Below are 21277 nucleotides of genomic sequence, written 5' to 3' on the forward strand. Positions count from 1 at the left end.
CTTGCTGGCAGCGCCGATAAGATGCCAGCATGATCAGGAGACCCCATGGATTCGGTAACACCTGAGGCGGACAGCCGTCTGTTGTCCTGCCTTGCACTGATGGTGCGCGAAAGCGCTTCGGACCTGTTTCTCCTGGCAGGTGCGCCGCCCACACTCAAGCGGCAGGGGACATTCCTGCCCATCACCAAGGGTTCGGTGACGGCAGAGGATGTCCGGGCGATGGTCTATTCGATCATGGGCAAGGCGCAGATCGAAGAATTTGAAGCGTCGAAGGAGTGTGATTTCTCGTTCCAGACGCAGGACCAGGCCCGCTTTCGGGTGAATGTGCATCTACAGCGCGGCAATGTGGGCGTGGTCGTGCGCCATGTCACGGCCAGGATTCCCAGCCTTGACGAGTTGGGGCTGCCCCCCGTGCTCAAACAGCTGGCGTTTCTGAAAAGCGGGCTGGTGCTTGCCGTGGGGGCGGCAGGCTCGGGCAAGACCACCACGCTGGCCGCCATGCTCGACTACCGCAATGAGCACACTGCGGGCCATATCCTCACGGTGGAAGACCCCATCGAATACCTGCACACGCACAAGAAATCGCTGGTGACGCAGCGCGAGGTGGGGCTGGATACCGCGTCTTACGACGAGGCCTTGCGGCGCGCCATGCGGGAGGCGCCGAACGTGATCATGATCGGCGAGATCCGCGACCGGGCCACCATGCAGCATGCCCTGCACTACGCCGAGTCGGGGCATCTGTGCGTGTCCACCCTGCATGCCAGCAACGCCAACCAGGCGGTGCAGCGCATCCTCAATTTCTTTCCCGAGCCAGCCCACCGCCAATTGCTGATGGATTTGTCCTTGAACCTGCAGGCGGTGGCGGCACAGCGGCTGGTCAAGAGCGTGCAGGGCTCGGTGGTGCCTGCCATGGAGGTGATGCTGCTCACCCCCTATGTGTCGGAGCTGATCCAGAAAGGCCAGGTGGACGAGCTCAAAACTGCCATTGTGCGCAGTGGTGAGCAGGGCATGTGCACCTTTGACCAGTCGCTGTTCGAGCTGTATGAACGCGGCATCATTTCGCCGGACGAAGCCGTGGCCCATGCCGACAACCGTACCGATGTCACGCTGCGCCTGCGCCTGGCCTCGGGCACGCCCCTGGAGATGGACGGGATGCGCATGAGCGAGCAGAAGATCGAGGATGCGCCCCAACGCACCCGAGGCCCATTGTGATGGCCCCGGCCACGGTGGGCCCACGATGGGCAATCATCCCGTCTTGACGACTGCATAGCGCTGCAGCGTGCGCAGTCTGGCCGTGTCATGGTCGATCACCGGTTGCGGGTAGGTCTGGCCCAGCACCACGCCGGCCTCCGCCAGTTCCAGCGGGCGGGCCAGCCAGGGGGCATGCAAGGCCGCGTTCGGCAGCCGTGCCAGCTGCGGCAGGTAGCGGCGGATGAACTTGCCCTCCGGGTCGAACTTCTCGCTCTGGCTGACCGGGTTGAAGATGCGAAAGTAGGGCTGCGCATCGCAGCCGCTGGAACTGGCCCATTGCCAGCCACCGTTGTTGGCGGCCAGGTCAAAGTCATTGAGTCGCGCGGCAAAGTAGGCCTCACCCCGGCGCCAGTCCAGCCCCAAGTCCTTGACCAGAAAACTCGCCACCACCATGCGCAGTCGGTTGTGCATGTAGCCCGTCTGGTTGAGCTGGGCCATGGCCGCATCCACCAGCGGGTAGCCGGTGCGGCCCTCGCACCAGGCGGCAAACAGGGTGTCTGCCTCGGGGCCTGATTCCCACTGGATGGCGTCGTAGGCCGGCTTGAAGCTGTGGCCCGCCACATGGGGATGGTGGTGCAGGATCTGAAAGTAGAAGTCGCGCCAGATCAGCTCACTCAGCCAGGTGGTGGCGCCCGGGTTGCCTTCCTGCATCAAGCGGTGCGCGGTGCGCGCCAGCAGCCGGGGCGAGATGGTGCCAAAACGCAGGTGCACGCTGAGATAGCTGGGGCCCTTGATGGCCGGGAAGTTGCGCGTGTCGTCGTACCGCTCCATGCGCTCCAGAAAGTCGTCGAACAACTGCTGCGCGCCGCTGGCACCCGGGGGCAGTTGGCGCTGTGACAAGGCGGTGGTCTCGAACCCCAGTGACGCCAGCGTGGGGACAGGTTGGCCGTGTTCCAGCGGGCGAGCTGCTAGGCGGTGCGCATGGCGCTCCACAGGGTAGCTTTTCAGCTGGAAAGCGTCGATTTTCTTGAGCCAGGCATTTTTGTAGGGCGTGAACACGCTGTACGGCTTGCCGGTCTGTGTCAGCACCTCGCTGCGCTCCAGCAGGGTGTGGTCCTTGAAGGTGTGGAAAGCCCGTCCGGCAGCGGCCAGCCGCGTGCGTACGAGGCTGTCGCGTTCCAGGGCCTGGGGCTCGTCATCGTGGTTCGCAAACACGGCCTGCACGCCCAGGCTTTCGGCCAAGGCCGGAATGGCGTCACTGGCCACTGCGTGCAGCACGATCAGGCCCCCCTGCGTGTGGCCAGAGAGCGCGCGCAGTGATGCATCGAGTTCGACCAGTGACGCGCGGATGAACTCGACCCGCCGGTCCGCCCGCGGGAGGGTATCCAGGATCTCGGGGTCAAAAACAAAGGTGCAATACACCTGCTGGCACTGCGTGAGAGCGCGGTACAGTGCCGCCTGGTCGTGCGCGCGCAGGTCGCGCCGGAACCAGACAAGACCGCTGGGGTAAGAAGGCTCGGAGGAGGGCGCCATGTTCGCCGTTAAAATTGGAATATGTCTTTCGATTCTGCGCCCATCAACCTGACGCATCACTTCCTGATCGCGATGCCCGGTCTGGAGGATGAGTCTTTCTCGCGCAGCGTCATTTACCTGTGCGAGCACAGCGCACGCGGTGCGCTGGGCCTCATCATCAACAAGCCCTCGGACATCACGCTCAAGAGCCTTTTTGACAAGGTGGATCTGTCGCTGCGGCGCGAAGATCTCACCCGGGAACCGGTGTTCCAGGGCGGGCCGGTGCAGACCGAGCGCGGCTTTGTGCTGCATGAGCCCATGCTCATGGACAAGGCCGAAACCGACGAGTCGGCCTATGCCTCCACCATGACCATTCCTGGCGGCCTGGAGATGACCACTTCCAAGGATGTGCTCGAAGCCCTGTCCACCGGCGCAGGCCCCCGCCGCGTGCTCATCACGCTCGGCTATTCGTCGTGGGGTGAGGGCCAGCTCGAGTCGGAGTTGGCCGAAAACGCCTGGCTCACCGTGGCGGCCGATCTGTCGGTGATCTTCGACACCCCCGTGCCCGAGCGCTACGACCGGGCCCTGTCGCTGCTGGGCCTGCAGGCCTGGATGCTGTCGCCCGAGGCGGGGCACGCATGACCGGCTTGCCCGTTCAGCCCGCTGTTCCTGCGCATTTTCAGACCTTTCTTGCTTTCGATTTCGGCCTCAAGCGCACGGGCGTGGCCACGGGCAACCGGATGCTCAAGAGCGCCACGCCGCAGGCCACCATCAAGGCCGAGGGCGATGCCCGCTTTGTGCAGGTGGCGCAGCGCATCAAGGAATGGCAACCCGACGCCCTGGTGATCGGCGTGCCGTACCACCCTGATGGCGCGAGCCACGAAAACACCGAGCGCGCGCTCAAGTTCGGCCGCCAGCTGCGCGGGCGATTCGGTTTGCAGGTGTTCGAGGTGGACGAGCGCTACAGCACCACCGAGGCCATCGCGGGCGGTGCCAAGGACGCCGACGCTGCTTCGGCCTGCATCATCCTGGAACAGTTTTTGAGGAATCTTCCATGACCACTCCCTCCCAAGCCAGCGGGGGCAGCCTCGTGCTCGACGCCGAGGCGCTGTACCGCGAGCTGCTGCGCGGCGTGCGCAGCATGCTCACTCCCACCACGCGCCTGGCAGGCATCGCATCGGGCGGTGCCTGGCTGGCCGAGCGTCTGCAGAAAGACCTGGGCCTGGAAGGCCCGCACGGCGTGCTGTCCTCGGTCATGCACCGCGACGACTTTGCCCAGCGCGGCCTGTCGGCCAGTGCGCAGACCGCGCTGCCCTTCGACGTGAACGGCTCTGATGTGCTGGTGCTCGACGACGTGCTCTACACCGGCCGCACCATCCGCGCTGTCCTCAACGAGCTGTTCGACTACGGCCGCCCTGCCAGCGTGCGCCTGGCCGTGCTGGTGGACCGGGGCGGACGCGAGCTGCCCGTGCAGGCCGACTTTGCTGCCGCGCGCGTGGCCCTGCCCGCAGCCCAGTCGCTGGCCCTGGCGCGCGACGACAGCGGCACCTTCCAATTCCAAGTCAAAGAGGCCTGACCGTGCTGCACAAGCGCAACCCCCAACTCAACGACAACGGCGAACTCATCCACCTGCTGTCCATCGAAGGCCTGCCGCGCGACATCGTCACGCACATCCTCGATACGGCCGCCAACTTCGTCAGCGTGAACGACCGCGAGGTCAAGAAGGTGCCGCTATTGCGCGGCAAGAGCGTGTTCAACCTGTTCTTCGAGAACAGCACGCGCACGCGCACCACCTTCGAGATCGCGGCCAAGCGCCTGTCGGCCGACGTGCTCAACCTCGACATCGCGCGCAGCTCGGCAGCCAAGGGCGAGTCGCTGCTCGACACCATCGCCAACCTCTCGGCCATGGCGGCCGACCTGTTTGTGGTGCGGCACAGCGAATCGGGCGCGCCCTACCTCATTGCCCAGCATGTGGCGCCCCATGTGCATGTGATCAATGCGGGCGATGGCCGGCATGCCCACCCCACGCAGGGGCTGCTGGACATGTACACCATCCGCCACTACAAAAAGGATTTCAGCAACCTCACCGTGGCCATTGTTGGCGATGTGCTGCACTCGCGCGTGGCGCGCTCGGACATCCATGGCCTGACCACGCTGGGCTGCCCCGAGGTGCGCGTGGTGGGCCCGCGCACGCTGGTGCCGTCCGACATGGCGCAGATGGGCGTGCGCGTATGCCACACGCTCGAAGAAGGCATCAAGGACGCCGACGTGGTCATCATGCTGCGCCTGCAGAACGAGCGCATGAGCGGCGCGATGCTGCCCTCCAGCCAGGAGTATTTCAAGAGCTTCGGCCTCACGCCCGAAAAGCTGCAACTGGCCAAGCCCGATGCCATCGTGATGCACCCCGGCCCCATCAACCGGGGCGTCGAGATCGACTCCGCCGTGGTCGATGGCAAGCAGAGCGTGATCCTGCCGCAGGTCACCTTCGGCATTGCGGTGCGCATGGCGGTCATGTCCATCGTCGCGGGGAACGAAGCGTGACGCGTGGAATGAATACTCCTGTTTTCATAGCTGCTAGCGCTTGCCCTCTGAGAATTAGCAGCCAATTTGGCTTGAAATCATGAAAATCCTGATCCAGAACGGCCGGGTGATCGACCCCGCCTCGGGCTTCGACCAGACCTGCGACATCGCGCTGGCAGCGGGCCGCATCGTCGGGGTGAACCGCGTGCCACCCGACTTTGCGCCCAACCGCACCATCCATGCCGCAGGCTGCATCGTCTTGCCCGGCCTGGTGGACTTGGCCGCGCGCCTGCGCGAGCCCGGCCACGAGCACGAAGGCATGCTCGAATCCGAAATGGCGGCGGCCGTGGCCGGTGGCGTGACCAGCCTGGTCTGCCCGCCCGACACCGACCCCGTGCTCGACGAGCCCGGCCTGGTGGAAATGCTCAAGTTCCGCGCCGAGAAGCTGCACCAGTCGCGCCTGTTCCCGCTGGGCGCGCTCACGCGCGGCCTGGCGGGCGAGGTGCTGACCGAGATGGCCGAGCTCACCGAATCGGGCTGCGTGGGCTTTGGCCAGGCCGAGGTGCCGCTGGCCAGCACGCAGGTGCTGCAGCGCGCGCTGCAATACGCCGCCACCTTTGGCTACACCGTGTGGCTGCGCCCGCAAGAGATGCACCTGGGCAAGGGCGTGGCCGCCAGCGGCCCACTGGCCACGCGCCTGGGCCTGTCGGGTGTGCCCGTGGCGGCCGAGACCATTGCGCTGCACACCATCTTCGAGCTGCTCAAGACCACCGGCGCCCGCGTGCACCTGTGCCGCATCAGCAGCGCCGCCGGCGTGGAACTGCTGCGCCGCGCCAAGGCCGAGGGCCTCAAGGTCACGGCCGACGTGAGCATCAACTCGCTGCACCTCACGGATGTGGATATCGGCTTCTTCGACAGCCGCGCCCGCCTGTCGCCCCCGCTGCGCCAGCAGCGCGACCGCGATGCGCTCAACGCGGCGCTGGCCGACGGCACCATCGATGCGCTGGTGTCCGACCACACGCCCGTCGATGAAGACGCCAAGACCCTGCCGTTTGCCGAGGCGGAGCCCGGCGCCACCGGACTGGAGCTGCTGCTGAGCCTGGCGCTCAAGTGGTCGCAGGACAGCGGCGTGCCGTTCGTGCGCGCCCTGGCCACGGTCACCTCCGAGCCGGCGCGGGTGCTGGGCAGCGCTTTAGGCACCTTGCAGGCCAGCGTGGGCCAGATCGTCGAAGGTGGCGTGGGTGACCTGTGCATCTTCGATCCCCAGGCCGCGTGGACGGTGCAGGACGACGCGCTGCGCAGCCAGGGCAAGCACACGCCGTTCTCCGGCTACGAGCTGCCGGGCCAGGTGCGCGCCACGCTGGTGGGCGGGCAAGTCGCATTTGAACGGAGCTGAGGTGACATGAGGGATCTGCGCGCCTGCTGGCGCCTGCTGCGTGTGCTGGGCCACATTCTCAAGGGCCTGGTGATCGTGGCGGTGCGCTTTCCGGCGCTGTCGCCCGACCAGCAGCATGCCCGGGTGCAGGCCTGGTCCATGCAGTTGCTGGCCCGTGCGGGCGTGTCGCTGCGCATTCTGGGCACACCGCCCGTGGGCGGGCCGGTGATGCTGGTGGCCAATCACCTCTCATGGCTCGACATCCCGGTCATGCACGCGGCGCGGCATTGCCGTTTTGTCTCCAAATCGGATGTGCAGGCCTGGCCGCTGGTCGGCACGCTGGCCACCGCCGCGGGCACCCTGTACATCGAACGCAACTCGCGCCGCGATGCGCTGCGCATGGTGCGCTCCATGCACGAGGCGCTGGGGCGCGGGGAGGTGCTGGCGGTGTTTCCGGAAGGCACCACGGGCGACGGGCGGGCCATGCTGCCGTTCCATGCCAATCTGCTGCAGGCGGCGGTGACGGCCAACGCCTTCGTGCAGCCGGTGGGCCTGCGCTTTGTCGACAAGGTGCGGGGTGCGACCAGTTTCGCGCCCAGCTACATCGGCGATGAAACCCTGGTGGGTTCCATCTGGCGCACCCTGCGTGCGCCCGCCATCGAGGCGGTGGTGCACTACGGCGTGCCCGAGCAGGCCGGCGGCCGGGACCGGCGCGAGTGGACGCAGCACCTGCACGACACCGTGGACCGCCTGCGCCAGGCTTGAGGCGGATTCACCATTCTCACGCTCGCCGTGTTGTCGCGGTGTAATTCGCTGCTATTTTGATAGCTGCTGGCGCTTTCCAGATAGGCGCTATCTGCCTATTTGATCCAAAAGCTCATCAGTCGCGCGCAAACGTGACCACGTGATCGACCTGCGCCCGGATGCCAATCCACTCGCCCACGGCGTGGTTGTGGTGGCTGGGCACATGGGCCATCAGGGTCTGGCCGCTGGCCAGGCGCAGCGTGTACAGAAACTCCGAGCCGCGAAACGACTTGCGCAGGATCTGCGCCTGCACGGGCGCATGGTCGTCGTGCACCACGTCATCCGCCCGCAGCAGCACATCGCATTCGCCGCCGGGGTAGCTGGCGGGCAGAGGGCATTCGGCCAGATCGGTCAGATCGCCCAGCGGGGTCTGCGCCACCACGTTGTTGCCGCGCTGCACCAGCGTGGCGGGGGTGAAGACGCCGTGGCCGATGAAGTCGGCCACAAAGCGCGTGGCCGGCCGGTGGTAGAGGGTGTAGGCATCGTCCCATTGGTGCAGATGGCCTTCGTGCATCACGCCAATCACATCGCCGATCGCAAAGGCCTCGAACTGGTCGTGCGTGACGAACAGCGCCGTGGCCCCGGCGGCCTTGAGGATGTCGCGCACCTCGTGCGCCAGGCGCTCGCGCAGATCGACATCGAGGTTGGAAAACGGCTCGTCCAGCAGCATGAGCTGCGGGCGCGGGGCCAGGGCCCGCGCCAGCGCCACGCGCTGCTGCTGTCCGCCCGAAAGCTCGTGCGGAAAGCGCGCGCCGCTGCCTTCCAGCCCCACCAGTTGCAGGGCCTCGGCCACGCGGGCGGCCTGCTCGGCCCGGGGCAGCTGGTGGATGCCGAAGGCCACGTTGCGCTCCACGCTCAGGTGCGGAAACAGGGCGTAGTCCTGGAACACCATGCCGATGCGCCGCGATTCGGGCGGCACGTTCAGGTGCGCGCTGCCCACCAGCTGTTGCTTCAGGCGGATCTCGCCGGCCGATACCGGCTCCAGCCCCGCCACGGCGCGCAGCAGCGTGGTCTTGCCGCAGCCCGAGGGGCCGATCAGCACGCCGATATCGCCCGCATGCAGCCCCAGCGTGACGCCCTGGACAGCCGCCTGGGAACGGCCTGCGTAACGCACTTCCAGTTGGGAAACCTCAAGAAACATGGCTTGATTCTAGTGGGGCGGGGCGAATGCTTAAAATTCGCATTTGCATTCCTGGACGCCCCTGTGGGTCGGTAGTGCCATTCCTTCATCTGCCGAGCCCCTGCCTTGCCCCGCACCCGCTTTTCTTTATCGACCCTGCCGCTGATCCTGCTGGTGGGCCTGCTGGCCTTGCCCGTCTTGGCGCTGCTGGCATCGTGGCTGCCCTGGGGCGGGGTGCAGGCCGATACCGGCGCCATCCTGCGCGAGATGGCCAGCACCGTGCTGCCCCGCTACCTGTGGACCACGCTGTGGCTGGGCCTGTGGGTGGGGGTGGGCGCGGCCGTGGTGGGCACCGCGGCGGCGGCGGCGGTCACGCTGTTTGATTTTCCGGGCCGGCGCACGTTCGAGTGGCTGCTGCTGCTGCCGCTGGCCATGCCGGCCTATGTCACGGCCTATGCCTACACCGACTTTCTGCAGTTCAGCGGGCCGTTGCAGGTGGCGCTGCGCGAGACCTTCGGGCTGGAGGGGCGCCTGCTGCCAGAGGTGCGCAGCCTGTGGGGCGCCATCTGGGTCTTCACCTTCTCGCTCTATCCCTATGTCTATCTGCTGGCGCGCACGGCGCTGGGCGAGCGCGCGGCGCACCTGATGGAGGCGGCACGCCTGCTGGGCGCGCCGCTGTCCCGGCGCATCGCCACCATTGCGCTGCCGCTGGCCCGCCCGGCCGTGGCGGCTGGCGTGGCACTGGCGCTGATGGAAACCCTGGCCGATTTTGGCGTGACCAGCTACTTCGGCATCCAGACCTTCACCACCGGCATCATCAAGGCCTGGCTGTCCATGGACAACCGCATTGCCGCTGCCCAGCTGTCCACCATGCTGCTGGCCCTGGTGCTGCTGCTGCTGTGGCTGGAGCACCGCGCCGAGCGGCGCATGCGCTTCACCGCCAAGGGCACCGGCCACGCGGGCGCCACCGAGGCCCAGCCCGTGCCACTGCGCGGCCTGGCGCGCGGCCTGGCCTGGGGCGTGTGCACGCTGCCCGTGTTCATGGGCTTTGTGGCACCGGTGGCCTTCATGCTGCGGCCGCTGGCGTCCGACTGGTCGGTGCTGCCCTGGGACCGCTTTCTCGAATGGGCCTGGAACAGCGTGTGGCTGGGGGGCATCACCGCCGGTCTGGCCGTGGCCGTGGCCCTGGCGCTGGCCTTTGCCGTGCGCCGCAAGCCCGATCTGCTGACACGCGGCGTGGTGCGGCTGGCCAGCGTGGGCTACGCCGTGCCGGGCGCGGTCATCGTGGTGGGCCTGCTGCTGCCGGTGGGCTGGCTGCAGGCGCGCGTGCCGCAGTGGGGCGTGGGCGCGCTGGTCACCACCACGGCGGTGGGCATTGTGTGGGCGTATCTGGTGCGCTTTTGCGCGGTGGCGCTGCAGTCGGTGCAAAGCGGCTATGCGCGCATTCCCCCCAGCCTGGACGACTCTGCGCGCATGCTGGGCGCGGGCAGCGCCCGCCTGATGGCCCGCGTGCACTGGCCGCTGCTGCGGCGCTCCACCGCCGCTGCGGCGCTGCTGGTGTTCGTGGACGTGATGAAAGAGCTGCCCGCCACCATGGTGCTGCGCCCCTTCAACAGCGACACCCTGGCCGTGGTGGCTTACCAGCTGGCGCGCGATGAACGCCTGGGCGAGGCGGCCCTGCCTTCGCTGGCGCTGGTGGCCGTGGGGCTGGTGCCGGTGATTCTGCTCAGCCGCACGCTGCGCGCCCGCACCTGAAGCACGCCGGGAGCCGGGGCATGGCGCCCGCCCTGCGCGCCCACTATGCTCGGGTGCCATGGGATTGCTTGCATCCGATGATTTTTCGCGCAGCGTCGCAAGGGGCCACTGGCTGCGTTTCGCCTGCGTTGCCACATGGGCCCGCGGGCTCCTGGGTGTTGCATGACCGGCCTGGTGCTGCTGTCGGGTCTGGGGCACGCCATCGTGGTGGCTGCGGGCCTGCTGGTGTATGTGATGCTGACCCGCATCGACCACCAGCGGCGCCATCCTTCGGCGGCGCTGGCGTGGGTGGTGGGCATCGTGGCTTTTCCCTATGTGGCGCTGCCCCTGTTCCTGCTGGTGGGTTCGCGCAAGTTTGCGCGGCCCTTGCGCCTGCCCCATCGGCCTGGCGATGGGGCGGTGGCCGGCCCTGCGGCGACGGGTGAGGGCCCGGCCTGGGCCACGCGCCTGCTGGCGGGCATGGACCTGGCGCCCGCCGTGCGCAATGCCCGTGTCCACTTCCACGAAGACGGCCCCGAGGCGCTGCAAGCCCTGCTGGCGCTCATCGATTCCGCCCAGCACAGCCTGGATGTGTGCACCTTTGTCTTCGGCCACGATGCGGTGGGCGCGCGCGTGGCCCAGGCCCTGACGCGGTGCGCCCAGCGCGGCGTGGCCACGCGGCTGCTGCTGGATGCCGTGGGCAGCTGGCGCACCCCAGCCGCCATGCTGCGCCAGCTCAGCCGCCAGGGCGTGCAGGTGCGCCGCTTCATGCCCATGCTGCACAACCCCATGCGCGGGCGCACCAACTTGCGCAACCACCGCAAGATGGCCGTGGCCGACGGGGCACGCCTGTGGAGCGGTGGACGCAACCTGGCCAGCGAATACTTTGTGGACCGCCCGGACAGGCCCGCCTGGCTGGACCTGAGCTTCGATGTCGAAGGCCCGCTGGCCGCGCTGGCCCAGGCGCAGTTCCGGGCCGACTGGCGCGCGGCCACGGGCCGCGTGCGCTTTACCCGCCACCTGCCGCCTCCGCGCCATGCGCTGGTCGGCCCGCCCGGCGGTGCGCTGGCCCAGTGGGTGCCCAGCGGCCCCGACCAGCCCGATGACACCGCCTATGCCCTGCTGCTCACGGCGGCCTACCACGCGCAGCGGCGCATCGTGGCGATCACCCCGTATTTCGTGCCCGACGAGGCCTTGCTCGACGCCTGGTGCATTGCCTGCCGGCGCGGGGTGCAGGTGCACCTGATCGTGCCCGCCCGCTCCAACCACCGCCTTGCCGACTGGGCCCGCGAACGCGCCCTGCGCCAGCTGGCCGCCGCGGGCGCGCAGGTGTGGCTGGCCCCCGGCATGGTGCATGCCAAGGCGGTGCTCATCGACGACAGCATGGCGCTCACCGGTTCGCTGAATCTGGATGCGCGCAGCCTGTTCCTCAACTACGAAAGCATGACGGCCTTTTACGAGCGTGCACAGGTGCAATGGCTGTCCGACTGGTGCGCCCGCCAGATCGCGGGTGCCCGCCGACACCCGGCGCGCCAGCCATCGTGGCTGCGCGACATCGCCGAAGGCGTGGTGCGGGCGGTGGGTTTTCAGCTGTAGTACTCCTGAAACAAGAGCTGCCAGTGCTTTATGGGCGGGCAGTTTGAGCCGAAATACCCCAAATTTCTTTCATTCACTCAATGCCCGTGCGCCAGCAATGCCGGCGCGAACTGCGAACGTTGCAGCCCACCGGTTTCCAGCCAGCGCCGGGTCTGCGCGGTGGCGCGTTCGATCAATGTGGCGGCCTGGGAAAAATCGTAGGGCGAGGCCGACAACGGGCACAGCGGTGGCACGACGATGATCTCTGCCTGCGTGTGGTACTGCTCGAATTCGTCGGCCAGCTGGTGTGCAATGACCAGGGTGACGGCATGCAAGGCATTGGCGATGGCGCTGCGCGGCGGCGTCTGGAGCGCGCAGGCAAAGCCCGTGGGCAGCACGATCACGCGCCGCGCGCCCAGTCCGACGGCCACGCTGATCGGCGTATTGCTGGCAATTGCGCCGTCGATAAGAAACTGCCCCTCGATGCGCACCGCGGGGAATACGGCGGGGATCGCACTGCTGGCCAGTACGGCTGCGACAGCCGGGCCGCGCGAAAGCGCCACCGTTCCACCGCCTAGCTGGTCGGTGGCGACCACATGCACCGGCACGCGCGCCTGCTCCAGCAACCGAAAAGGCAGGCATTGTTCGAGCAGGCCGCTCAGCCCCGACGGATCGACCGCGAACCCGCCGCTGCCGGTGCGGGCCAGCAGATTGCGCCACGCGATCGGAAACACCATGCTGCGGCGCAGCCCGCACCAGATGGCGGCCAGTCGCTGCAGGCCGTCCGCATCGGGCGCTCCGGCAAAGTAGGCGCCATTGATCGCGCCGACCGACGAGCCCACCACCAGATCGGGCCTCAGCCCATGCGCGACGAGCGCGTGCAGCATGCCGACCTGGATCGCGCCGAAGCTGCCGCCGCCGGCAAGCACCCAGGCAGTCGTGGGGGGGGATGAATCAGCCATGGCGACCTCCAGGATGGCGTCGGCCCGGCCCGTAACAGGGGCACGACTTGTGCTGGCGCCGCGAATGGCTACAGTAGCAGCACGGCGCCGATCCGTCATCCTCTGCCGGACGCACATGCCACAAGGAGGCCACCGATGGATTCCGAAAAACCCGCGGGCGCGCAGGTGCGCATCACCAGCAATGGTCCCTATCTCGTCGCGGGCAAGCTGCCGTTGCGCAAGCAGACCATAGGCACTAATACCGAAGGCGAGTCGGTCGAATGGGTCGCGGCGGTGGCCTACCCCGAACAGATGCAATACGCGCTGTGCCGCTGCGGGCACAGCGGCAACAAGCCGTTTTGCGACGGCAGCCATGCCAGGGTGGGCTTCGACGGCACGGAAACCGCCAGCCGTCGCCCCTATCTGGAACAGGCCCGGCGCATACCAGGCCCGGCCATGTCGCTGACCGATGTCGAGGCACTGTGTGCATCGGCCCGCTTTTGCGATCCCCATGGCAAGGTGTGGCAGCTGGTACGCGAATCGCAGGCGCCGGCAGCGCGCGCGCATTTTGCGCGCCAGTGCGGCGATTGCCCCTCGGGGCGGCTCGTGGCCTGGGACAACGCCACCGGCCAGCCGGTGGAGCCGCAGTACGCGCCGTCGGTGGTGTTGATCGAAGACCCGGCCATGGCCTGCTCGGGGCCCATAGGGCTGCGTGGCGGCGTGCAACTGGTCGGCGCAGACGGTTTTGCATACGAGGTGCGCAACCGCATGGCGCTTTGCCGTTGCGGTGATTGGCCGCAGCCCCTTCGGGCTTGGCCTGGCCGGGGGCGTAGCCCAGGTGGTGACTCATCTCCGCGCCCAGCGCGCGCTCAAGCACCGACTTCTTGAACTGCTGGAAGATGCCCTCAAGCTCGGCTGGCGTGACTGGCCCGGGAATGAGTTGCTCAAGCAGCTCGGCTGAGAATTGCGGCTGCGCCGCCTTGTCCGCTGATGCGGTGGTCTTCGTCTTGCGTGGCATTCATGCTCCTTGTTGACATGCTATGCCTCACACACAAACTTTCTGACAGGCTCCTGAGAAATTATCTTTGTAGATTTGAAGCTTGCCTCCCGGTGTTGCTGCATTTTCTCGCTTGGGCTTGGGTAGCAAAAGAATTGCTGCCAAGATCAGATAGGCATGTGAATCACTGTACTGGTCAAGAAGTCTAATTCGAGGCTTGCCTTGGGTATGGCGAACAAAATTGTTCGTAGAAAATCTAACCCCTGGAAGAAGCTCTAAAACTATCTGACGGTCAAAAACGTCATGAACGTGAATGGATTCATGGCTCCCTGCCACTTCATATTCGCCTCTGCCTCCACTTGTCCTCAGTGCGATTCGCATCCGTCACCACCGTATCTGTAAGGGTTGTTGTCTACTTGTAATGGTACGGCAACTGTTGCGGCCGTTGCCACTGTTGTGCAGAGGTGTAGTGTCAATGTTTCACTACGGGCTCATTTAAACCCTTTGGTGGGAACTTCTTGCTGAAGCTCTCCATCATTTCTTTCTTGTTGGCATAGTCTTTCACGTTCTCTGCCAAAGAAAGCATTGCTGTAGCCCGTTCTTCCAAAGACTGTGCAAAAGCTCTCAGCATGAAGATATGGGACAAGTCCTGAACCTCTGAAAAAGTCTTCTTGGCAGGCTTTTTCTTGGGTAGTGGTGTGGCTTCTGGCTCTGCAATGGGGTTGGTTGGTGCTGTTTCACCATTGAGCAGGAAATCAGCCGTATCATAGACGGAGTAGTAGATCAGCCTTCCTATGTTTTTGAAGGGGACAGGAAACCTGCCTTCTTTCCTGAGCTTTGATCGCTGTTTAGAAGGTATGCCAATTTTTTCAGCCAGTTGTTCGGGAGACATGAGCAAACTGCCTTTGGTTCTTTCCTTCAAATAATCAATCAGTTGCTGATCAACCATCTCTTATCCGTTTTCTTGTCTAAGGCCCTGTGCTGCTGCTATAGTAGCGGGCTTGCGTCCCTGTAGTTCAATGGATAGAACAGGTTCCTCCTAAGAATCAGATCCAGGTTCGATTCCTGGTGGGGACGCCACTATCACCATTTGCTTTGTGATAGCTAAGCCATATCAAGCACCATATAGAAAAACAGGTAGCCATGTGCTACCTGTTGTCGTTTCTGGCCTACCGTTTTGCCTCTATCCTGTGCCAAATTTGTTCCAAGAGTAGGTTGGAATAAGGTAGATTTTAGAGGATTGGGTAGGACTATTTTCTATAAAAATCAACAACTTAGAGTGGCTGTTGACTGCCCTTTCTTGGCTTAGGAGGCACTCGTTCTATCCATTGAACTATGAGGAGCAAGCAGGCGCGGATTGTACGCGTTCCGGTGCTTCTGTATTGATAGCTGGTAGCGGTTCCCGCATGGGCGTCAAGAGCGTATTGGGCTTGTAAAGCGGCGCCCGGATCAGTCGTAGCGCACGGTGTAGATGATGTCCACCGCGCTTTTTTCGCCCGTCTGGCCGCGCAGGGTGAGGCGGCGCGAGAGGTCGTAGAAGATGTACAGCGTGCCCAGCGTGCCCGACAGGCTGCGCTCGTAGGTCACGTACATGTCCTTGGACAGGCGCTTGCCGAAGGTCAGGGCGGCGGTGGCGGCGTCTTCGCCGGCACCTGGGCCCTTGAAACCGATCTCGTCCAGCCCCAGGCGGCTGGCCACCTGGGCGGTGGGGTTGCCGCTACCTCCGCCGCGGCCCAGCAGGGCGAGGGCCGCCTGCTGCAGCACGGCGGCCTCGGCACCGCCGTTGGCCGCGTCGCGGCCCAGCACCACCCAGGAGAGCTTTTCGGCGTCGGGCAGTTCGGGGTCGGAATACAGCCGCACGCGTGGCGCCAGGGCCGTGCCGGTGACCTGCACCCCGGCGCGCACGCTGATGTTGGGGCGCAGCGCCAGGATGTCGAGCGCGGGGTTGTTGTAGGGGCCGTTGAAGCGGATCAGGCCCGTCTCCACGTCCAGCATCTGGCCCCAGGCGCGGTAGCGGCCTGCGTCGGTGCGCACCTCGCCGGTCACGCGGGGCGGGGCGCCGGGCACGGTGCTGCTGCGGATGTCCAGCTCGCCGGTGAGGCGGGTGGTGATGCCCTGGCCCTGCAGTGCGAAGTCGCGGCCCAGGTTGAGGGTGATGGCCACGGCGGGCGGCCGGGTGGTTTCGGCCTGCGCCGCTTTCTGGTGGGCGCGGCCGGCTGCCTGGGCCTTGGCCTGGGCTTCGCGGTCTTTCGCGGCCGAGCGCACCACCACGTCCGAGCCCAGGCGGGGCGCCGATTCGTCGGGCAGGATGACGGTCGCGCGGTCGGTGGTGAGCTTGCCGCGCAGGCTGAACTGGCCTTGCTGCAACTGCGCCTGCACCTGGCCTGACACGCTGACCTGGCGGTCGGCGCGCACCAGCACCTGCAGCGCGCGGGCCTCGGCGGTGATGTCCATGGCCATGCCCGACAGGCCTGCGCCGGGCTCACCCCAGGTAAGGCGGCCCGAGCCGGTGAGGGTGCCGCCGTCTTGCGGCGCGGGCGTGCGGTTGCCGCTGAAACCCGCAATGCGCGCGTTGCTGCCGCGCCCGCCCTGCAGGCGCAATTCGGTCAGCTCCAGCTGGTTGCCCCGCAGCGTGGCGCGCAACTGGCCGTTTTGCAGATCCACCCCATCGACGACGGAGCGCACGGCCAGGCCATCGGCGCCCAGCGTGCCAGCCCAGTGGGGGGCGTTGCGCGTGCCCGACAGGGTGGCGTTGGCATCCAGGGTGCCGCGCACGCGCCAGCCTGGCGGGGCCAGGGCCGACCACACGCCCACGTCGGGCAGTCGGGCGCGCACGCTGGCGGCCAGCGGTGCGTCGGGCGCCCAGGTGGCATCCGCCAGTGACTCGCCCAGGGTGAGGCGGGTGCTGGCGCTGGCGTCGATCTCGCCGGCGCGCTCGCTGGCCCAGAGCAGGCGTGCGCGCAGGGCCTGGTCCTCGGCCTCCAGCGTCAGCTCGGCCTGGTACACGCCAGCGCGGTTGCCGGGCGGGGGGGCGGTGATGGCAGTGGGGCTGCCCGCGCCGGTACCCTGGCCGCTGCTTTGCAGCACCGTGACCGGGGTGGCTTCGCCCGTGAGGATGTGCAGGTCGCCGCTGGTGCGCCGCAGGCTGGCCTGGGCGCGCAGGGTGGTGCCGGCATCCACGTTCCATTGGCCTTCCAGCAGCATGTCGCCGCCCAGGCCCAGGCGGGCCAGCAGCGGCTGCACCGGCTGGCCGGCCACGGCCGGCGCGCCTTCCAGCCCGAGGGCATCCAGCCAGGCAAAGGGCAGGCCTTGCAGGCGGCCCTGGCTTTGCAGGCGCATTGCCGGGCCGGGCCCTGACTGGTAACGCAGGGGCTGCCATTGCAGCGCCACGCTGCCGGGCAGCGGGCCGGTGAGGCGGGCCAGACCGGCCGCCGCCTGCAGTGCCACCCTGCCGGGTGCGCCGGCGACGGGGCCGAACTGCGCCGTCAGTTCCAGGGGCTCGGCAAGCGCCAGGGTCCAGGGGCCGGGGCGTCGGGTGTCTTGCACCTGCACCCGCAGCGTGTGCACCTGCGCCTTCCATGGCCCGGCGGATGCCAGCCCGCCCGCCACGCGGGCGTGCAGTGTGGTCTGCAGCGGGCCCGTGCGCAGCTGGCCGTCCAGTGCCAGCGTGGCCTGCGCCAGCGAGCCCGACAGCTGCGCCTGCAGCGATTGCATCTGCACGGAGGTGGGCACTGCGGTGGTGCCGTTGCCTGGCGGCAGGGCCAGGTCGAATTGCGGGGCTGACAGCGTGGCCTGCAGCGTGAACGGGGCTTTGTCCGCAGGCGGCGACTTGCCCTCCCGGGCGGCCTGCAGTTGCTCTGCCAGGCTTTGCCAGCCGCCCGTCCAGCGGCCGGCCAGTTGCGCCTGGCCCTTGAGCGCAACGCCTGGCAGCGCGGCGGCCAGGCCCGGCAACTGGGCCAGCCAGCGCTGGGTGCGGTCGGCGTCGGTCCACTGCAGCTGCAGCTCGCCGGCGCCGGTGCGGGGTGCGAGAGCCCCCTGGGCGTGGGCGCTGGCGCCGGGCACCGTGAGCTGCATTTGCCCTTGCACGGCGATGGCGCCCAGCGCCACCTGCAACCCGGTGGCTTGCAGCCGCGCCTGCATGGCATCGACCAGCAGGCGATCCAGCCGCACGGTGCCGCCGCCTTCCTGTGCCTGCCATTGCCCCCTGGCCTGCAGGGTGTTGATGCGCAGTGCAGGGCCACGCGGCGCGCGGGCCTGGCCGGCCCCGATGTCGGCCGTGAAGGCCATGCCGCCCTTGCCCTGGGTTTGCGCCACCACGCTGCCGGACAGGGGCGCGGCGGCCAGTGCCGAGTGCAGTGCCTCGGGGGGCAGTTGGCGCAGCTGGGCTTGCGCGTCGATGGCGCCGGTGGCGGGTGTGTAGTGGCCCTGCAGGGTGGCCGTGCCCTGGCCCACGCTGGCCGTGGCGCCGGGAACACTCCAGCGCGTGCCATCCCAGGTGGCGCTGGCCGCGAGGGCAGTGAGCGGCAGGCGCGATTGGTCCCACGGGCCTGCCAGCGCATTCTGGATCTGCGCTTGCACGGCCCAGCCCGAGGCCGCCGGCGCCACCGTGGGGCCGGCCTGCAGCGTGCCGTGCAGCCGCGTGGCGGGGGCCTGGGGCCACAGCGTGGCCAGGTTGACGGCATGCAGCGTGGCGCGCGCCTGTCGCACCGGCTGGGGCGCCCACGGGGCCAGGGTGGCCTGCAGGTCGGCCTGCATGGCTTCGGGCGTGGCGGCTTCGGCGGGCTGTGGTGGCTGTGCTGTCTGCGTGAGGGGACGCAGGCGGGCCTCCAGCTGCAATTGCGCCGCCGGGCCGGACAGCGTGCCCTTGAGCGTGGCGTGGGCCTGCACCTGCACGCAGGTGCCGCTGCCGGGGACGGCTTGGTACACATTGCCATCCACCGTGGCGTCGAGCGCCATGGGGGCCTGGGCGTCCAGGGTGGCGCGGGCGGTGTAGCGGCCCTGGGCCAGCGCCACCTCGCCTATCGCCAGGTGGTGCTGGCGCCCGTCAAAGCGGTAGTCGCCCACCAGCCCCGTTGCATCGACGGCCGGTGTGCCAGCCCACTGCAGGCGGTCGATGCGAAAGGGCAGGCCGATCTGCAGCGGCAGCAGCAGTGTGTCGAGCGGGGTCGGGGGTTCAGCGCTCGGCGGGCCCAGCGGGGTGATCGCCAGGTGGGCGGCATGCACCTCGCCCAGTTCCAGGCGGCGCTGCAGCAAGGGCGCCAGTTGCCAGCCCACGCGGGCATCGCTGACTTCCACGCGCAGTGCGGGGCTGCTCCAGCGCAGCCAGCCGATGCGGCCACCGCTGCGCAGCGAGCCGCTCACCTCGCGGCTTTCCAGCGTCTGGCCGGCGGGCAGGTACAGGGCTGCGCGTGCCAGCAGGGTCGCCAGGGAACTGTCGCGGCCCGACCACCACCAGGCCAGCGTGCCGGCTGCCAGCACCAGGGCGCACAGGCACACCAGCAGCCAGCCCGTGAGGCGCAGTGCCTGGTGCGCCCACAGGCCACGCGCGGGCGCAGTGGATGGCGTGGCACCGCCCGCCGAAAAGTCTGCCGGGGGTGCGCGCCGGGCTGGTGGCTTGTGGCGCATCAGAAGCTGAACCCCAGGCGCAGATGCAGCCGCAGCTGCTTTGCCTGCACGCCATAGGCCAGGTCGGCCTGCAGCGGGCCCACCGGGCTGCGCCAGCGCACACCGGCGCCCACGCCGACGCGGGGGGCCATGTCGCCCACGCGGTCTGCCACGGCGCCGGCATCGATGAACAGCGCGCTCTCCCAGTCGGTCATGGCGCCGTTGTAAACAATGGGGCGTTGCCATTCGGCGCTGGCCAGGGCCAGGTAGCGGCCGCCAAAGAGCTGTTTGTTCTCGGTGCGGGCGCCGATGGCGCGGTAGCCATAGCCGCGCACGGTGGTGTCGCCGCCGGTCAGGAAAAGCTGGGTCACCGGGATCTGCGCGGCCTGGCGTGCCAGCACGGCGCCGGCTTCGGCACGCAGGGCAACGCGGGCATTGCGTGCGCCACCGGTTTCGGCCTGCACGCGGCCCGCTGCAAGGAACGCTTGCCAGCGCAGCAGCGTGCGCACAAAGGGGTCGCGCTCCGGGGTGAACGTGGTGCCCGCCCCCAGCTCCACCGCCAGCCCGTGCCCGCGCGTGGGTGCCACGGTGCTGTTGAAATAGCGGCCCGTCCAGCCGTAGTTCAGGGTCAGCGCCGTGGCCGAGGACGGAGCGTTCAGGCCCTGGCTGTTGGCGTAGTCGTATTGCAGAAAATAGTTGCGGTCGATGCGTGTGCTGCTTTTGCTGCGGCCGGTGCGCAGGCGCGCGCTGTTGACCTCGTAGTCGCCCGTGGTTTCGCGCTGCCCCTGGGCCGAGGCAAACCAGCGCCAGCCGTTCTCGTCGGGCAGATCGGTCCACTCGGTGCCTGCCAGCTTGGTCTTGCGGTCCAGCGACAGCTTGCTGACCGCACGCCAGCCCACGCCGGGCAGCTGGTTGTGGATGTGGTCCATCGAAAGGCGCGGGCCGCTGTCGGTGGACAGGCCGGCGCCAAACACCAGTTTTTGCAGCCGCGCCTCGCGCACCTGCGCCACCACGGGGGCTGATTGCGGGTCGGCGCCTTCGGTGTCGAGGGTGAGGAACACGGCGTCGTAATAACCGCTGCTGGCCAGGCGCAACTGCGTGTCCATCAGCGCGGCCTCGTCATAGAAAGCGCCGGTGGGCAGGCGGGCCAGGCGCCGTGCGCCATCGGGGTCGTAGCGTTCGCTGCCCTCAACCACCAGCGGGCCGAAGCGGTAGGCCGGGCCGGTGTCGTAGGTCACGCTCAGCGCCGCCTGGTGGGTGTCGGCATCCACCTCTGCCCGGCTTTGTGCAATGCGGGCCGTGGGGTAGCGCCGCACCTGCAGCTGGCGCAGGCCGTCGGTCTTGGCGCTGTCCCAGGCCGACTGGGTGAAGGGCTCGCCGGGCTGGAGCGACCAGTTGCGCTGCAACCTCTCTTGCCGGCGTGCGCGGTTGTCGGTGTCTTCGTCGGTGCGCTCGGCCACGGTGATGCGGGTGCTGGCAATGCGGGTCTGCGGGCCGGGCTCTACCGTTACCGCCACGGCGTGCAAGGCGGCGCTGCTGGCCGGGGTGTCGGTCATCACCACCGTGATGGTGGGCGCAAAGTAGCCCAGCGTGCCCAGCAGTTCGCGCGCGTTGGCGTCGGCGGCGGCCAGCAGGCGCTGCAGCTCGCCGTCCTGCAGGTCGGTGAGGTTGCGAAAACGCTGCAGCTCCAGATGGCGCTCCAGGGTCTCGCGCACACCATCGGGTGCGTTCACTTCGAGCGTGAAGGCAGACAAGGCGGAGCTGTCAGTGACCGGAATGGCGGCAGCATCTGCGGCGGCATCTGGTTCGCCCCGGGGCAGGAGACTGCAGCCTTGCAGGCACACCACGCAGAAAAACAGCAACGCCGGCCATCGGGCCGGCGTTGGAGGCGCAATGGGCATGTG

At 67.7% G+C, this 21277-nt stretch carries 17 protein-coding genes, 1 tRNA gene and 1 pseudogene; 11 read left to right on the forward strand and 8 right to left on the reverse strand.

The features are described from left to right. The first annotated feature begins 45 nt into the window (after positions 1 to 45). A complete protein-coding gene (locus AC1RDS_RS11435) occupies positions 46 to 1212 on the forward strand; it encodes a PilT/PilU family type 4a pilus ATPase (protein WP_092696918.1) in 1167 nt (388 codons plus the stop codon). A gap of 33 nt (positions 1213 to 1245) precedes the next feature. Here AC1RDS_RS11435 and AC1RDS_RS11440 read toward each other — a convergent pair whose 3' ends face one another. Then, on the reverse strand, positions 1246 to 2724 hold the full coding sequence (locus AC1RDS_RS11440) for a cryptochrome/photolyase family protein (protein ID WP_492227015.1): 1479 nt from the start codon (positions 2722 to 2724) through the stop codon (positions 1246 to 1248). A 21-nt stretch (positions 2725 to 2745) separates the two neighbouring features. Between AC1RDS_RS11440 and AC1RDS_RS11445 the strand changes: the two genes are divergently transcribed. The 6 genes from AC1RDS_RS11445 to AC1RDS_RS11470 all read left to right on the forward strand — a co-directional run bounded on the left by AC1RDS_RS11445 (position 2746) and on the right by AC1RDS_RS11470 (position 7363). Beyond that, entirely contained in the window at positions 2746 to 3345 is a 600-nt protein-coding gene (locus AC1RDS_RS11445) for a YqgE/AlgH family protein (protein WP_092696916.1), read from the forward strand. Continuing rightward, entirely contained in the window at positions 3342 to 3761 is a 420-nt protein-coding gene (ruvX, locus tag AC1RDS_RS11450; RefSeq protein ID WP_092696915.1) for a Holliday junction resolvase RuvX, read from the forward strand. Before AC1RDS_RS11445 ends, ruvX begins: the two co-directional genes overlap by 4 nt. Beyond that, on the forward strand, positions 3758 to 4279 hold the full coding sequence (gene pyrR / locus AC1RDS_RS11455; protein WP_092696914.1) for a bifunctional pyr operon transcriptional regulator/uracil phosphoribosyltransferase PyrR: 522 nt from the start codon (positions 3758 to 3760) through the stop codon (positions 4277 to 4279). The genes ruvX and pyrR overlap by 4 nt, the downstream gene beginning before the upstream one ends. 2 nt (positions 4280 to 4281) lie before the next feature. Continuing rightward, positions 4282 to 5244, forward strand: a complete 963-nt coding sequence (locus AC1RDS_RS11460) for an aspartate carbamoyltransferase catalytic subunit (protein ID WP_026437869.1) — start codon at positions 4282 to 4284, stop codon at positions 5242 to 5244. Between the two features lie 79 nt (positions 5245 to 5323). Then, positions 5324 to 6619 (forward strand): dihydroorotase, encoded by a 1296-nt coding sequence (locus AC1RDS_RS11465; protein ID WP_092696913.1) that lies wholly within the window; start codon positions 5324 to 5326, stop codon positions 6617 to 6619. A 6-nt stretch (positions 6620 to 6625) separates the two neighbouring features. After that, positions 6626 to 7363, forward strand: a complete 738-nt coding sequence (locus tag AC1RDS_RS11470; protein ID WP_092696912.1) for a lysophospholipid acyltransferase family protein — start codon at positions 6626 to 6628, stop codon at positions 7361 to 7363. Between the two features lie 115 nt (positions 7364 to 7478). Here AC1RDS_RS11470 and AC1RDS_RS11475 read toward each other — a convergent pair whose 3' ends face one another. Next, positions 7479 to 8543: an ABC transporter ATP-binding protein gene (locus AC1RDS_RS11475; protein ID WP_492227016.1), complete on the reverse strand. Its 1065-nt coding sequence runs from the start codon at positions 8541 to 8543 to the stop codon at positions 7479 to 7481. A gap of 105 nt (positions 8544 to 8648) precedes the next feature. On the opposite strand from AC1RDS_RS11475, the gene AC1RDS_RS11480 reads away from it, so the two are divergent. Both AC1RDS_RS11480 and AC1RDS_RS11485 read left to right on the forward strand, forming a co-directional pair. Then, complete coding sequence (locus AC1RDS_RS11480; RefSeq protein ID WP_092696910.1) at positions 8649 to 10277, forward strand: ABC transporter permease; 1629 nt, start codon at positions 8649 to 8651, stop codon at positions 10275 to 10277. A 162-nt stretch (positions 10278 to 10439) separates the two neighbouring features. Continuing rightward, on the forward strand, positions 10440 to 11852 hold the full coding sequence (locus tag AC1RDS_RS11485; RefSeq protein WP_287879770.1) for a phospholipase D-like domain-containing protein: 1413 nt from the start codon (positions 10440 to 10442) through the stop codon (positions 11850 to 11852). Positions 11853 to 11929: 77 nt separating this feature from the next. Here AC1RDS_RS11485 and AC1RDS_RS11490 read toward each other — a convergent pair whose 3' ends face one another. After that, on the reverse strand, positions 11930 to 12793 hold the full coding sequence (locus AC1RDS_RS11490) for a patatin-like phospholipase family protein (protein WP_287879773.1): 864 nt from the start codon (positions 12791 to 12793) through the stop codon (positions 11930 to 11932). A gap of 135 nt (positions 12794 to 12928) precedes the next feature. Between AC1RDS_RS11490 and AC1RDS_RS11495 the strand changes: the two genes are divergently transcribed. Next, entirely contained in the window at positions 12929 to 13660 is a 732-nt protein-coding gene (locus tag AC1RDS_RS11495) for a CDGSH iron-sulfur domain-containing protein (RefSeq protein ID WP_492227017.1), read from the forward strand. Here the strand turns inward: AC1RDS_RS11495 and AC1RDS_RS11500 are convergent. The 3 genes and pseudogenes from AC1RDS_RS11500 to AC1RDS_RS11510 all read right to left on the reverse strand — a co-directional run. Beyond that, positions 13545 to 13790 (reverse strand): annotated as a pseudogene (locus tag AC1RDS_RS11500) (IS256 family transposase); the annotation flags it as partial. The gene AC1RDS_RS11495 and the pseudogene AC1RDS_RS11500 overlap by 116 nt on opposite strands. Positions 13791 to 13817: 27 nt before the next feature. After that, complete coding sequence (locus AC1RDS_RS11505; RefSeq protein ID WP_492227018.1) at positions 13818 to 14150, reverse strand: hypothetical protein; 333 nt, start codon at positions 14148 to 14150, stop codon at positions 13818 to 13820. Positions 14151 to 14241: 91 nt separating this feature from the next. Then, the gene (locus tag AC1RDS_RS11510) at positions 14242 to 14718 is read right to left on the reverse strand and encodes a hypothetical protein (protein ID WP_492227019.1); all 477 of its coding nucleotides are present in this window, start codon (positions 14716 to 14718) and stop codon (positions 14242 to 14244) included. A gap of 56 nt (positions 14719 to 14774) precedes the next feature. Here AC1RDS_RS11510 and AC1RDS_RS11515 point away from each other — a divergent pair. Beyond that, positions 14775 to 14849 (forward strand) — tRNA-Arg (locus tag AC1RDS_RS11515). Positions 14850 to 15218: 369 nt separating this feature from the next. Here the strand turns inward: AC1RDS_RS11515 and AC1RDS_RS11520 are convergent. Both AC1RDS_RS11520 and AC1RDS_RS11525 read right to left on the reverse strand, forming a co-directional pair. Beyond that, positions 15219 to 19394, reverse strand: a complete 4176-nt coding sequence (locus AC1RDS_RS11520; RefSeq protein ID WP_492227020.1) for a translocation/assembly module TamB domain-containing protein — start codon at positions 19392 to 19394, stop codon at positions 15219 to 15221. Beyond that, positions 19394 to 21274, reverse strand: coding sequence for an autotransporter assembly complex protein TamA (locus tag AC1RDS_RS11525; RefSeq protein ID WP_492227021.1), 1881 nt, complete (start codon positions 21272 to 21274; stop codon positions 19394 to 19396). The genes AC1RDS_RS11520 and AC1RDS_RS11525 overlap by 1 nt, the downstream gene beginning before the upstream one ends. Between the last annotated feature and the right edge of the window lie 3 nt (positions 21275 to 21277).

This window comes from Acidovorax sp. GW823-FHT02H02 (assembly GCF_058797075.1).